We start from the raw sequence: 12,166 nt of genomic DNA, 5'->3' as shown, positions 1-12,166 counted from the left end.
ATGTCTTAAAAATGTGGAAATAAGATGCTAGTCAGGCAGCTTTATTCTAAGTTGAGTGTTTTGGATGTCTGAGAAAAATATAGTTTTATAAGCATGGTTGATGCGTCTTAAGCTTTATGCAGCATCTAGGTTTTTTATCCTTCCAATAATCTGATCCATTTCAGTATCATCAAAGTAATCATCTATTTTAATGTTCTCTGAGGTTGTTCCGCTCCAGGGAAGTGATATTGTTTTGTTTTCTGTGATCCATGGAGCATAATCTACAAGGTTTGTGATGGTGTCTCCATTCAGGTTGCTATCTACTACAACTAATACAAAGCAGTAAATAGGGTTGTCTGGATATACTGACTTTATATGCTCTTTAACTTTGAATAGCGTTGTTCCTGACCTTGTTACGTCGTCAATTATTACAATTGGTCCGCTTATATCTCTTTTCTCACAGTATATTTTATCAATGTCAGGACGGTAGTCACATTTAACTAAGAATTTTTCATGTAGGGCCATTCTGTGGGAGAGGTAGTTAGCAATTAGAGCTCCTCCTTTATTTATTCCAAATAGATAAGGCTTGGAATTTTCAGACGTTAATATGTTTTTTAGAAGATACTCTATGTTTCCAATTCCTATTTCTGCAGCACTATGAGTTAGTGTTTCATTTGGTGTTAGCTTCCTTGTCAGTAACTCGTCTGTGCTCTCTATGATGTTGTTAACTCGAGAGTAATATTTTTTGTTATGACATTTTTCGTTTAAAGACGTTCTTCTGAACCGTAGTCCTAATAATAGAAAAACTATAGATGAGACTGACAACAGGGCTGAGAATGCATAAAAAATTGATTCTATATCGCTGTGACTCATTTCTGGCTACTCTGCCTTTAATGAGCTAATAATCGCCCATTTTGCTGAGAAGCAAAATATCCCTGAGAAAATTATACTTATAAATGAAGCATAGGGTATTGCTTTGATTATGTTGTCTATTTCTTTTCCATTCTCGGTTGGAAATGTGTAGTTCATTGTGTAGTACTTTGCGATGCAGTAAACGCAAAGTATTACTATGGGGAAAAATATTGCTAAATTTTTCTGAACGGTTATCGTAATTTTTTCAGGGACTCTGTTAAGTTTTATTTCGGCGTCAATTTCCCTGAAGACGCTTAGCATTAAAATGCTTGCAATAGGCATCAAATCTGCTGTAGATAGCACTCTTTCGAATGCATAGGGCATTTTTATTAACAGCGCAGCTACTAGCCAGAATCCAATGATAAATAAGACGGGCAGTAAGTAGTCAAATAAAAACCAAGTTATGAAAGACTCTTTATACAGGTGCTTCACTTTCTTCATGACACTTTACTGGACTTTAGTGGAATCTATAAAAAGGCTTTCATATGGTCTCTTAGAGAGGTCATGCTATTCTATTTTGATATATAGCGACCGCTGATTCGTATTACATACTTCTAGACCAAGTCTATGGTAAATACAAGGTTTTGATATTAAAAGGACGTGCTTTCTCTAGCTTTGATCATCAGATGTTTGCATCTACTCTGAGGAGATATAGTTCTAGGCTGTCCTATACTAGGAGGGGAGTTTTCATAAATGGGGTCTTGCTGACCCCTTAGTAACATGCAGGAACTTAGCTGTTCTCGATACGGAAGCCGACTTTCAGGCTGACTTGAAAGTGGCCGACTTCGCCGTTGACGATATGGCCGCGGGTTTCCGTGACTTCGAACCATTCGAGGTGCTTGATGGTGCGGGAGCACTCCCGAATGGCGTTCTGAATGGCTTCATCAATGCTGTTCTTGGATGAACCGACCACTTCCACTTTCTTGTAGGTATGATGATCTGACATGTGAACTCTCCTTTGTTTCTATGACGGACGCTCCTTCGTCAGTGTAGCAAGAAATGTCCTTGCTTAAATGTCGTCATCGGAGCGGTTTGCTTCCGCCTGCTCGGACATCTTCATCATCAACGCCATGTTAAGATCACGGTCGAAGTTCTCGCAGCAGGCTTCCGTGCGGATTTTGCACTGACCGCTATCGGACTCGTAATTCAATTCGTAGCCGGTTTTTTCGCCATGCTCGGAGCAGACCATGTCGCCCAAGGTCTCCTGGTAGGCGTTGACCAGGAAGTCTTCCGCCGCGCTTCTGTCTTCATCCTGACGAAACTCTTCAACGCTGACTTCCACGCCGTCCACTTTGTACTTAACGTTGCTCATAATTCTGAAACCCTTTGATGTTGTGGGCTGCAAGGATAAACCCTAAGCGTCCCGGTTTGAAGGCTTGATCATGGCGAGGGGAGAGAGTGATAAGTAGGAGAGGGAAGGGGGGGCTGAGCGCGCTCAGTTCAAGGTGACGAGGTTTCTTCGGGAGGCGAGTCCAGATGGATAACCCTGCGTTGTGATAATTTCAATTCGGCAAGGTCTTCTCCCCAGTATTTCTCTATTAAACGATCGATCAAACCGCTGCTGCGCGCGCGATTCATGCTGTCCGTCATCGCGTCCACATGGGACTGGGCGTCGTGAGAAAGGTAGAAATAGAAGTCGCTTTGATATTGCAGCAACAGGTTTTTTTCAATGTCCAGGCCGGGGTATTTGTGTGACTCGCGGATAATTTCGTTCGCTCCACGGGGGAAGTAATCAATGCCGCGATTTCCCTGCGCCAGCGGGCGAAATGCTGCGGTCCAGTCGCCGTCGAAGATCATTACCGGCAGACGGTTATGCTCCCAGACGCGTCGGTCGTACCAGGCCTTACCAATTGCCGCCACTTTGTTCAGGTTACGAAAATCCTCCAGATCGCGAACCTGATCATAAATAGCCTGACGACCTTCCGGGATTAGCATAATCCGCTTGCTGATCAAGCCATTGGTGATAGGGACCGGCACCCGGACGTGGTGATTGTCGCGCTCCGCTGTGGGGAGCATCCAGGCGATAGTGACGTCGCCTTTGTCCAGCATCTGAATGACGCGTTTCTGCGGGAATGGCTGAGAGGTAGTAATTTCGTACTCATAGCCCGCCTGCGTTAGTGCGCTTTCTATTAATTCCCTATAGTAAGCGCCGTCTTTGCCGGCTTCGACGAAGTGAGCGACCTTGAGCTTAACGGTTTCTTTTTGAGCCCAGGCTGGCGCAGACGAGATGGCGGTCAGCAGACAGATCAGTCCGGCCAGGTAGCGCTGCGTTAGAAAAAGTATGTGAGTCAATCAATATGCCTCTAAGCGTCAATACCGGGACCCTCCTTGACAACATCCCTTGCTGGCGGCTGGATCAGGGACTGGCGACTCCCTCAGACTATTGTGAATGAAGGAGGAATCAGTCACTGGTAGACACAGAGAATACTGCGCATCTATTAAGTTTAGCAGGTGATGGGAATATTTCCGGGCGGTGAATTACGCGGGGTGCGCAGCGTAGGGCGCGTAGCGATAGTATTTGGGCGTGACGCAGATGCGCGCGTGAAGCCAGGACACCCCAAGGCCGGCGGTGCTGAGCCAGACGGGCTGCTCGCCAATGCGCGCCAGCGTTTCTCTGGCCAGGTATATCCAGAAAGCATCCACCTGTTGCGGCGGCGCATTGCGGATAAAGCGGGCCAGATGAGCGTAGTCGCACTGTTTTGTCTGCGGCCGAGGCGCCACCAGACGGGCGTCGCCGCCCAGATTGTTGAATGCGGCCACCAGATCGGACTGACGAGAGGCGCGAAACGGCTTGGCGAAAGGCCGCCAGTCCGGCTGCAGACGTGTGAGCGGGTCGCTGTTGATCAAGACAAACTCACAAGCCTGGCTCTCATTGGCGCTGGATAAAGGCGGCGATTCCCAGAAATAGCCGGAACTGTCGGCGGAGGCGAAAATCGAATTGAAGAACGCTCGGAACGCCGGATTCTCCTCCAGAAGCTGTAAGGCTTCGAGATAGCTGAGCGGGGCTCCTTGATGAAACAGGGCATACCGACAGCCATCATAGTGTGCGAGTCGAGTGGCTTCTACGCTGAAATCCGCCATGAGGGTGGGTGGCCTAAGTGGGGTACAGGGGCGCGGGCTCACCCTGGTTATTGGACTCGGCTTTGATCGCCTGCTCGCTGCTCGCCACCAGCTTCAGCGCCAACTCGCTTAAATCCGCATTGGCGGCATGGGCGTTCGGCCCATACAGATCGCGCTGCAGCTGGTTGAGCGGCTCCCGACTGAGTTCGCGCAGTTGATTGAGCACATGGTGAGCATAGCGCTGTTCCAGGGCGGCTTGCTGCAGCCAGCGGGTATACAGGTCCACGAATTTGACGACATCGCTTTTCGCCAGCTTCTTCAACTGACTCAACTCGATATGCTGCGCGCCTTGGCGCGGGTGCTCCCGCATGACAGGTTTGACGATAGTCGGCTTTCTCCACCAGGCGTATAAGGTGGCCAGCCAGGCGATCAGCAGCAGCCCGGATAGGGTGGGCCAAAATACGCCAGAGTCTGACGGGACGGAAGTGGGCGAGGACAACGGTTCAGGCGTTGAGTCCAGGCTTAAGTCGGTCTTGTCGTCCGCCAGCGTTGTCTGCGACGGCGCGGCAGGCGTATTGACGACGGCGGATTGAGCGCCGGGCAATACAGTAATAGTGCGTTCCGGCAGCGTCGCCACGCGCTCCACATCATTGGTCACGTCCCACCATGGAATGCTGACGGCGGGCAGGGTGTAGGTTCCCGGCTTGATCGCCACCAGGGCCTGGGTTTCCTTGCGCTGGCCGGTGACGCCCGCCGCGTGCTCTTCCGTGTCGATGCTTTCAGGCTCTGGATAGACTTTTACGCCATCCGCACTGACGCTATCGAGAGGAGGAATCTGTACGCCTTCGATGCCCAGCGCCTGCACGCTGATGGTTCGGGTTAAGGAGTCGCCGACTTTGATTTCCCGCGCCGGATCACTCCACACGTCACGGATGCTCAGGCTCTGCGCCGGCACCCATTGTTTGCCGGAAAATGAAGCGGGCGGGGCTTTGACGTCTATCTCCACAGCGGGAGATTTTTCCTCGCTGTAGAAACGGCGACCGATGCGGCGTTGGGCCAGGGTGCCAGTGAAAATCTGCTCGGGGATGGCGATCTTGCCGGCTTTCTGGGGGAAGATAACGTACTGTCGCTCTACCACGCTGAAGCGGCGGGAGCCGACGTAGCGGGTGTATTCCTTTTGCTTGCCCAGCTGTTTGACCAGAATGTCTGGATGGTCAGGGTGGGTCAGCTCGCCACGCAGCATATCGTCGCTGTAGAACAGGCGGATGGTGTAAATCAGTTGTTGCTGCACGTAGACGGATTTGTTGTCCACCTCCGCTTCCAGGAAGACGGGTTTTTCTTCCTTCGCTACCGCCTGCTGGCTGGTCTCAACCACCTTGATGGCGATCGGCTGAGACTCATTGTCCTTATACTTGACCGCTGGAATCTCCAGATCGCCGCTGCGCTTGGGCAGCAGGGTGTAGACCCAGGTGATGATGGAGTTGTTCTTGTTGTTCTCGATCTGCACCCGATAGCTTTGCTGACGGTCCATGACCTCGAAGTCTTTGTCCAGCTCGCCGACATCCGGCTGCGGTACGGACAAGGTGTTCAAATTAAAGAAATCCAGGGCGGAGTCGACTTCCAGCTTGCTGGTGATCGTCAGCTGCAATGATTCATTCTGTCTGACTTCCTGGCGGTCCACACTGACGTTCAGGCTGTCCTCCGCCCAGGCTCCCAGGCTGAGAACACATAGCATGAGCAGGCATAAAATCCGGTTTACAGGAGTTACCATAGGGGTCTACCGCTGTCTTGTTTGGACGAAGAAGGACGCGAGCCTTGTTGATATTGTTGCAGAAACTTTCTGCGCAGCAGGCCGCCGGGATCGTCAGGTATCCTGCGCAGCCATTGCTCTGTCTGCTGGTCCTTCAATGAAATATTGTCTGATAGGGCGGCGGCTGCATCTTCCGACGGCTCTTTATCCGTGGCGTATTCAGGTTCGCCAACCTTTCCGGCTGTCTGCGCCTCTTTGCCGTCCTCTTTTTGTTCGGCCTCTTGTTGCTCTGCGCTGGCGGCTTTGGAAGCGGCGTCTTTGGGATCAGCCTCGTCTTCTTTGTCCCCGTTTTGCGCTTGTTCCGCATTTTGCTGTTCTTGCGCATCCTGGGCGGAGGAGCCGTCCTGCTTATCCGCATTTTTATTTTGCGGTTGCCGCCGCCCTGGATCTCCGCCTTGCTGGCCCGGTTGCCCTGGGTTGTCTTGATCGGAGGGTTGTCCGTTTTGCTGCTGCGAGTTGGATTGATTTTTTTGCGAATCCGATGAGTTCTGCTGCTGACTCTGTTGTTGGTCCGCGTTCTTCTGATCCGATTGCTGCTGATCTTTATTTTGGTCCTGACTGTTCTGTTGCTGTTGCTGTTGCTGTTGCTGCTTTTGCTGTTCCAGAAACTCTTCCAGCCTACGTTTGTTTTCCTCTGCGTCTGACAAATCTGGATCGCGTTTCAAGGCTTCCTCGTAAGCCTTGATCGCTTCTTCGTAGCGCTGCTGATAGGCCAGGCTGTTGCCGCGATTGTAATGGGCGTTCGCCGAATCCAGTTTGCCGAACTCCGCTTCCGCTTTAGCGTAGTCGCCGGTGCGAAAATAGGCGGCCCCTTTACCCATTGGGCTGTCGTAGGCGTTCGCGGCGTCTTCGTATTTTTTATCCTGATAGAATTCCCAGCCCCGCTGATTCGGCGTGGACCAGAGGTTCTCCCATTCCAACGCGTGAGAGACTTGCGGTTTCGCTAGCAAGACCAACAGACACAATGCGACGCCAGCCTGACGATATTGCCAAAGCAGCAGAGGAATCACGATTAACAGCAGGAGGTAGCCGGCGTCATGCCATTGCTCGCCTTGCAGCGTGCTGTCCTCATTGGCGTCTTTGAAATGCGTGGAATTGGCGCTGGGCAACAAACGACGCAGGTCAGCGTTGTCCAGCGTCATTTTGCTGAAACGGTCGCCGGGGCGTCCTGTGATTTCGCGCATCAACGCAAAGTTCGGTTTCGCCACGACGACCTGGTCGCCCTGTTTGATAAAGCCTCGGTTGGGAATAGGGATCGGACCGCCGTCATCGGTGCCGACGCCCAGTACGGAAATGGATACGCCGGCTTTGCTGAGCTGGTCATTGATCGGCTGCACATCCACTTCCTCAACGCCGTCTGTGATCAACAGAATACGGGCGTTGGCGGCGCCGGCCTGTTTGATGACGTTCAGGGCGGATTCAATACCCGCGGCGGCGTTGCTGCCCATTTCCGGCATGATAAACGGGTCCAGCGCAGGCAGCATGGCGCGCAGAGTATTGCCGTCTTCGGTTAACGGCGCCACGACATGGCCGCTGCCGGAGAACGCCACCAGTGCAGTTTGTCCTTCCTTACGGGCGTCAAGCAGATCATAGACTTTCTGTCTGGCGCGGGTCAGGCGATTGGGCGTCAGGTCGGTCGCCAGCATGGAAAGGGATAAATCCAGAGTGACCACCAACGCTTCCTGTTTCAGCGTGACTGGCGTTTCCTGTTTCGACCAGGTGGGGCCAGCCAATGCGACGACGGATAAAACCAGAATCAGCGGCCATAACCAGAAGCCGCTGCGTTTTACTGTTTGCGGGGGCGTCTCGCTCAGCGCGGCGAGAAACTCCGGCGGTAATAAGGTGTGCCAGGAGTTTTGCCCGTTTCTGCGACGGCGCATAAGAAACAGCAGCGCCAGTAACGCCGGCGCCAGCAATAACAGGGTGGGGCGCAGGAAGTGAAATTGCGTCAAAAACTCCATCATGGCGCCTCCTCCAGCTGCGTCGGCGCGCTCCGGCGAGTGAACCCGGCGAGGGCGGGCGCCAGCCAGCAAATTGACAACAGGGCGAGCGCTGCCAATAAGGGCGCCCAATACCACTCTGTTTTAGGACGGAAGAAACGCTGCTGCTGTTTGATCGGCTCCAATTGGTTGATGGATTCGTAGATCTGCTCCAATTCCCCGGTATTGCGGGCGCGGAAGTATTGGCCGCCAGTCTGGTCGGCGATGCTTCGCAGCAGGGTTTCGTCCAGGTCGGCGGAAGGGTTTTCCTTACGGTAGCCGAAGATGCCGCGGCGAATGATTTCGTCTGCGCCAACGCCGACGGTATAGATTTTAATGCCGGCTTCGGCGGCCAGTTTGGCGGCTTGTTCGGGGGAGACTTCGCCGCCGGTGTTGGCGCCGTCGGTCAGCAGCACCAGTACTCGGGAGTCGGCGGGACGTTCCCGCAGGCGCTTGATTCCCAGTCCAATAGCGTCCCCAATGGCGGTGGCGTTGCCAGCGATGCCCAGGGTGGCTTCATTCAGCAGTTCGCCTACGGTAATCAGGTCGTAGGTCAGCGGCGCCTGAATGTAAGGCTGGGCGCCGAACAGAATCAATCCCAGACGATCCCCCTGACGGACCTGGATAAAGTCGGTGACCACGGACTTTACTACGTCCAGCCGGGTGGCTTGATAGCCTTTCAACTGCAAATCGGTTTCCTGCATGCTGGGAGAGATATCCACCGCCAGCATGAGATCGCGGGCTTCGTAGTCCATGGGGATGGGCTCGCCCTGCCATTGCGGTCGGCAAACCGCGAGCACCAACAAGGTCCAGGCGAGGACTTGTAGTATCGCGCTCCAGTGGCCGCTGGGCGCATTGCTTGAACCGGTATCGGCGCCTTCCAGCACCAGCGCGGCCTGTTGATAGAAGGGAACCCGTAACGCCAGATTGCGTCCTTCTTCATTCTTATGGCGCTTTTTCATTAACCAGGGAAGAGGGAGCGCCAGCAACAACCATGGCCAGGCGAGGGTCAGCACCGCAGCCTCCTTATCCAGCGTTGCGCAGCTTTGTAGGCGGCGTCTGGGGGCAGGTCTGGGCGCGGGCTGTACAGGCTTCGCAGATAGGCGTCGATATGGCTGTGCTGACCCGCGGGCAGATGTTGCTTCAGGAAAGCTCCCCAGGCGTCGCCGGATAGCGGCAGAGCGGCTTGCAGGCCCAAGGTGCGGCAATGACGCTTCAGTACCAGGTTGACGTTGGCGAGAAAATCGCCGGGACGACCATGGTCATTGAATTCGCGCCAGTGTTGTTCCAGTACGGTCAACGAGGCTTTGGTGCGCTTGTGGCGGCGATACAGCCACAGTCCGAGCCAGATGAGCCCCACCAGGGCGAAAAAACACTCCAGAATCACGAACCACCATCCCCAAGGCAACGGCCACCAGCCTGAAGGGGAGGGCTCCATGATATCCAGCAACTGTAAGGATTGCGTCGGGTCCATCAGGCGGCTCCTCGTGCGCCGTTGGAGAACTGCAGCTGGTGCAGCTTCTCCGCCGGATCTTCCCAGGTGGAGAGGCGGGCGCAGGCTAGACCAATCGAGGCGAGCTCCTGCAGCAACTGGTTTTGCCACTGCTCGTATTCATTTTTCAGACGCTGGGACAGGCGCTCGTTGCGGGTGTCCAGATCCAGGTGAGCGCTTCCGTCGGTAATGCGAAAGTTGCCGGGTGGCAGGGTCTGCTCCAACGGGTCAAATACCTGAAACGGCAATACCTGGCTGTGTCGGCGCAGATCGAACAGCAGATTTTTGCTGGTGGCGTCGAACTGGCGCCAGTCGGAAATAATAAAGCATTGGCTGCCGGGGCGTGCGATACGGCGCAACTCCAGCAGTGCATCGTTAAAACTGAATCTGGCTTCGCTCTGCTGCAGGCTCAGCGCCTGATTGAACGAGTTGACGCACTCCAGAATACGCAGCGCCTGACGGGGATGCCGGGAGGGCTTCAGCGCTTGATGTCCCAAATGAGAGAACACCAGCCCGCCGATACGATCGCCTTGCGCCAGACCGGCCCAGGCCAATAGAGAAGCGATTTCCGCCGCCAGTACGGATTTGAAGGCGCGACGGCTGCCGAAAAACAGGCTGATGGACTGATCCACCAGAATCAGTATCGGACGCTCAACTTCCTCGTGAAAAACTTTGGTGAACGGGCGACTGCGGCGGGCGGTGACTTTCCAGTCAATGGAGCGGGGATCGTCGCCTTCCTGATAAGGACGATATTCGGCGAAATCCATACCGCGCCCGCGAAAGCGCGACAAGTGCGCCCCCGCCTGCTGCTGCAGTTTGCGCGGATCAAAGCGCAAGCTGAGTCGGGCGGCGGCGATGCGCAGTTGAATGAGTTCATCCAATTGGCAGTAAACGCGATGTTGATTCATTGTGTCCTGTGGGCGCTGCAGGATTAATGTCAGGGAACGGGAACTTGCTCCAGCAAACGGGCGATGACTTTGTCTGTCGATACCCCTTCCGCTTCCGCTTTGAAGCTGGTGATCAGACGGTGGCGCAGAACGTCGAAGGCCATCGCCTGTACGTCTTCAGGGGCCACGAAATCTTTGCCGTTCAGCCAGGCGTGCGCGCGGGCGCATCGATCCAGGGCGATGGTGGCGCGGGGGCTGCCGCCGTACTCAAGCCACTCCGCCAGCTTGGCGTCGTATTTTTCGGGGAAACGGGTCGCCATGATGATCTGAACGATGTACTGCTCAACAGAGTCGGCCATATAGACGTTCAATACTTCTTTGCGAGCCTGGAAAATGGCTTCCTGCTCCAGAGGTTGCGTCTCTTTGACATTAGGCCCTGCCGCCTCATGGCGAGCCAGACGCAGAATGTTCAACTCGGACTCTGAGTCCGGGTAATCAATGCGGACGTGCAACAGAAAACGGTCCAGCTGCGCTTCCGGCAATGGATAGGTGCCTTCCTGCTCGATGGGGTTCTGCGTGGCCATGACCATAAACAGGCCGTTTAACGGATAACTGCGTCCGCTCACGGTAACCTGCCGCTCCGCCATGGCTTCCAGCAGCGCGCTTTGCACTTTGGCGGGGGCGCGGTTGATCTCATCCGCCAGCACCAGGTTGTGAAAAATAGGGCCTTTACGGAACTCAAAGTTCCCGGTCTCCGGACGATAAATGTCGGAACCGGTGATGTCCGCGGGCAGTAAATCGGGAGTGAACTGAATGCGCTGGAAGTCGCCTTCAATATTGGAAGCCAGTTCTTTGATTGCTTTGGTCTTGGCGAGACCGGGCGCCCCTTCGACCAATAAGTGGCCGTCAGCGAGCAGAGATATCAGCAACCGATCGAGCAGGTGCGACTGTCCGATAATGGATTCACTGAGTTGGTTCTTTAGATCGAGAAGAGTGGCCTGTAAGGACATGCTTAACCTAATACCAGTGTTTGCGTTGTTCTTCCAAAAACGTCAACAAACCCTCGACGCATCCGCCGGAGGTTCCGGGCCTGTAGCGGGCTTAAGATGTTAGGAAACTCGGCTGCAGGCGTCCAGCGCCAACGTGAAAGCATTCTGCAATAATTAACTTTGTTTCGTTATTAATTATTCGTCATAACAATAAACTATCGGTGCGACTCCAGCAGTCGTTCTCAAGCGACAAGCCCGTTGCACAATGAGAAAGCAAAGCCGCCTAACTCTCATGTTTTCAAAGTGCGTGCTGTAGAATGCTGATTCAAGGGTGGTTAAGATTTTTTAACCTTGATTAAGAAGACTGCGCGACCTGATATTCATTTCGAATCGCAGTAGTAGTTATTGGAATAGTGGTTGTAAACGGCGGGTGTATGAAAGTTGAACGATGGAGAAAAGTGGCCTCTGAAGAGACGTCTTTGTGGCTGGAAAAAATAGCGCTTGGGGCTGTGTGGCTATTGATTTTTACATCCGGCCATAACTTGTGGAGTCCCTATCCGGTGCTGGGTCTGTTGGCCATTTTGCTTGGACTGGGCGTTCTTTGGCGCATTGTGCGACGAACCAAATATCGCTGGGTGTTGGACGCATTGTTGTCGTATGACGGGGATAGGGTGGTGTTTAATCTTTGTCCTGAGCGTAAAGAGACGCATCCGATAGAGGTAATAATCTCCAAAGTCGAGTTGATACGCTACAGCAGTACTTTTGTGTATTTTGAAGGCGCCTACCCCTATGCAAAGGAAGCTCCCTTCGCCAAAAAATACCTGCCTCATATCAAAACGCTGATCGGTAAAATACAGGCGTCATATCCAAATATTAAAGTCGAAGAGGTCTGATAACGCGGAGGCTAAATGGGGTGGTTAAAATCCGTTCTTTTTCCTGCGTGTTATTGCCTAGGTATTTCCACTTATCGCAGAGGCGGCGCAGGGGCGCTTCTCCGTAAAGTGTGCTCTGCAACTCTATGATAAAAATAAGAAAAAAATTTCGTTAGCGGAGATTTT

General features: G+C 53.4%; 13 protein-coding genes. 1 reads left to right on the top strand and 12 read right to left on the bottom strand.

What is annotated here, in order from left to right; genetic code table 11:
- Positions 1-114: 114 nt before the first annotated feature.
- From ONV78_RS08140 to ONV78_RS08085, 12 genes are all read right to left on the bottom strand, one after another.
- Positions 115-852 carry a phosphoribosyltransferase gene (locus ONV78_RS08140; RefSeq protein ID WP_279502450.1) on the bottom strand — a complete coding sequence of 246 codons (738 nt, stop codon included), beginning with the start codon at positions 850-852 and terminating at the stop codon, positions 115-117.
- Positions 853-858: 6 nt separating this feature from the next.
- Positions 859-1,332, bottom strand: coding sequence for a hypothetical protein (locus ONV78_RS08135; protein WP_279502449.1), 474 nt, complete (start codon positions 1,330-1,332; stop codon positions 859-861).
- A 289-nt stretch (positions 1,333-1,621) separates the two neighbouring features.
- The gene (locus ONV78_RS08130; protein ID WP_127969428.1) at positions 1,622-1,837 is read right to left on the bottom strand and encodes a dodecin; all 216 of its coding nucleotides are present in this window, start codon (positions 1,835-1,837) and stop codon (positions 1,622-1,624) included.
- A gap of 63 nt (positions 1,838-1,900) precedes the next feature.
- The gene (locus tag ONV78_RS08125) at positions 1,901-2,203 is read right to left on the bottom strand and encodes a hypothetical protein (RefSeq protein WP_279502442.1); all 303 of its coding nucleotides are present in this window, start codon (positions 2,201-2,203) and stop codon (positions 1,901-1,903) included.
- Positions 2,204-2,331: 128 nt separating this feature from the next.
- Entirely contained in the window at positions 2,332-3,183 is an 852-nt protein-coding gene (locus ONV78_RS08120; protein ID WP_279502441.1) for a hypothetical protein, read from the bottom strand.
- Positions 3,184-3,369: 186 nt separating this feature from the next.
- A complete protein-coding gene (locus ONV78_RS08115; RefSeq protein ID WP_279502440.1) occupies positions 3,370-3,972 on the bottom strand; it encodes a hypothetical protein in 603 nt (200 codons plus the stop codon).
- Between the two features lie 13 nt (positions 3,973-3,985).
- Complete coding sequence (locus tag ONV78_RS08110) at positions 3,986-5,722, bottom strand: BatD family protein (RefSeq protein WP_279502439.1); 1,737 nt, start codon at positions 5,720-5,722, stop codon at positions 3,986-3,988.
- Positions 5,716-7,725: a VWA domain-containing protein gene (locus ONV78_RS08105; RefSeq protein WP_279502438.1), complete on the bottom strand. Its 2,010-nt coding sequence runs from the start codon at positions 7,723-7,725 to the stop codon at positions 5,716-5,718. Before ONV78_RS08105 ends, ONV78_RS08110 begins: the two co-directional genes overlap by 7 nt.
- Entirely contained in the window at positions 7,722-8,756 is a 1,035-nt protein-coding gene (locus ONV78_RS08100; protein WP_279502437.1) for a VWA domain-containing protein, read from the bottom strand. Before ONV78_RS08100 ends, ONV78_RS08105 begins: the two co-directional genes overlap by 4 nt.
- Positions 8,750-9,214: a DUF4381 domain-containing protein gene (locus tag ONV78_RS08095; RefSeq protein ID WP_279502435.1), complete on the bottom strand. Its 465-nt coding sequence runs from the start codon at positions 9,212-9,214 to the stop codon at positions 8,750-8,752. The genes ONV78_RS08100 and ONV78_RS08095 overlap by 7 nt, the downstream gene beginning before the upstream one ends.
- A complete protein-coding gene (locus tag ONV78_RS08090; RefSeq protein WP_279502433.1) occupies positions 9,214-10,140 on the bottom strand; it encodes a DUF58 domain-containing protein in 927 nt (308 codons plus the stop codon). Before ONV78_RS08090 ends, ONV78_RS08095 begins: the two co-directional genes overlap by 1 nt.
- Before the next feature lie 29 nt (positions 10,141-10,169).
- Positions 10,170-11,129: a MoxR family ATPase gene (locus ONV78_RS08085; RefSeq protein WP_279502431.1), complete on the bottom strand. Its 960-nt coding sequence runs from the start codon at positions 11,127-11,129 to the stop codon at positions 10,170-10,172.
- Positions 11,130-11,542: 413 nt separating this feature from the next.
- Between ONV78_RS08085 and ONV78_RS08080 the strand changes: the two genes are divergently transcribed.
- Positions 11,543-12,001, top strand: coding sequence for a hypothetical protein (locus ONV78_RS08080; RefSeq protein WP_279502430.1), 459 nt, complete (start codon positions 11,543-11,545; stop codon positions 11,999-12,001).
- The last annotated feature ends 165 nt before the right edge of the window (positions 12,002-12,166 follow it).

It is taken from the genome of Hahella sp. CR1 (assembly GCF_029813005.1).
Taxonomy (GTDB): Bacteria; Pseudomonadota; Gammaproteobacteria; order Pseudomonadales; family Oleiphilaceae; genus Hahella.
The sequence above is the reverse complement of the archived record's forward strand: the minus strand, read 5'-3'. Positions and strand labels throughout refer to the sequence as shown.

Coding starts and splice junctions, on each gene's coding strand:
- ONV78_RS08095 (WP_279502435.1), bottom strand. CDS start 9,214: ATGGACCCGACGCAATCCTTACAGTTGCTGGATATCATGGAGCCCTCC.
- ONV78_RS08140 (WP_279502450.1), bottom strand. CDS start 852: ATGAGTCACAGCGATATAGAATCAATTTTTTATGCATTCTCAGCCCTG.
- ONV78_RS08085 (WP_279502431.1), bottom strand. CDS start 11,129: ATGTCCTTACAGGCCACTCTTCTCGATCTAAAGAACCAACTCAGTGAA.
- ONV78_RS08125 (WP_279502442.1), bottom strand. CDS start 2,203: ATGAGCAACGTTAAGTACAAAGTGGACGGCGTGGAAGTCAGCGTTGAA.
- ONV78_RS08130 (WP_127969428.1), bottom strand. CDS start 1,837: ATGTCAGATCATCATACCTACAAGAAAGTGGAAGTGGTCGGTTCATCC.
- ONV78_RS08080 (WP_279502430.1), top strand. CDS start 11,543: ATGAAAGTTGAACGATGGAGAAAAGTGGCCTCTGAAGAGACGTCTTTG.
- ONV78_RS08135 (WP_279502449.1), bottom strand. CDS start 1,332: ATGAAGAAAGTGAAGCACCTGTATAAAGAGTCTTTCATAACTTGGTTT.
- ONV78_RS08110 (WP_279502439.1), bottom strand. CDS start 5,722: ATGGTAACTCCTGTAAACCGGATTTTATGCCTGCTCATGCTATGTGTT.
- ONV78_RS08115 (WP_279502440.1), bottom strand. CDS start 3,972: ATGGCGGATTTCAGCGTAGAAGCCACTCGACTCGCACACTATGATGGC.
- ONV78_RS08090 (WP_279502433.1), bottom strand. CDS start 10,140: ATGAATCAACATCGCGTTTACTGCCAATTGGATGAACTCATTCAACTG.
- ONV78_RS08105 (WP_279502438.1), bottom strand. CDS start 7,725: ATGATGGAGTTTTTGACGCAATTTCACTTCCTGCGCCCCACCCTGTTA.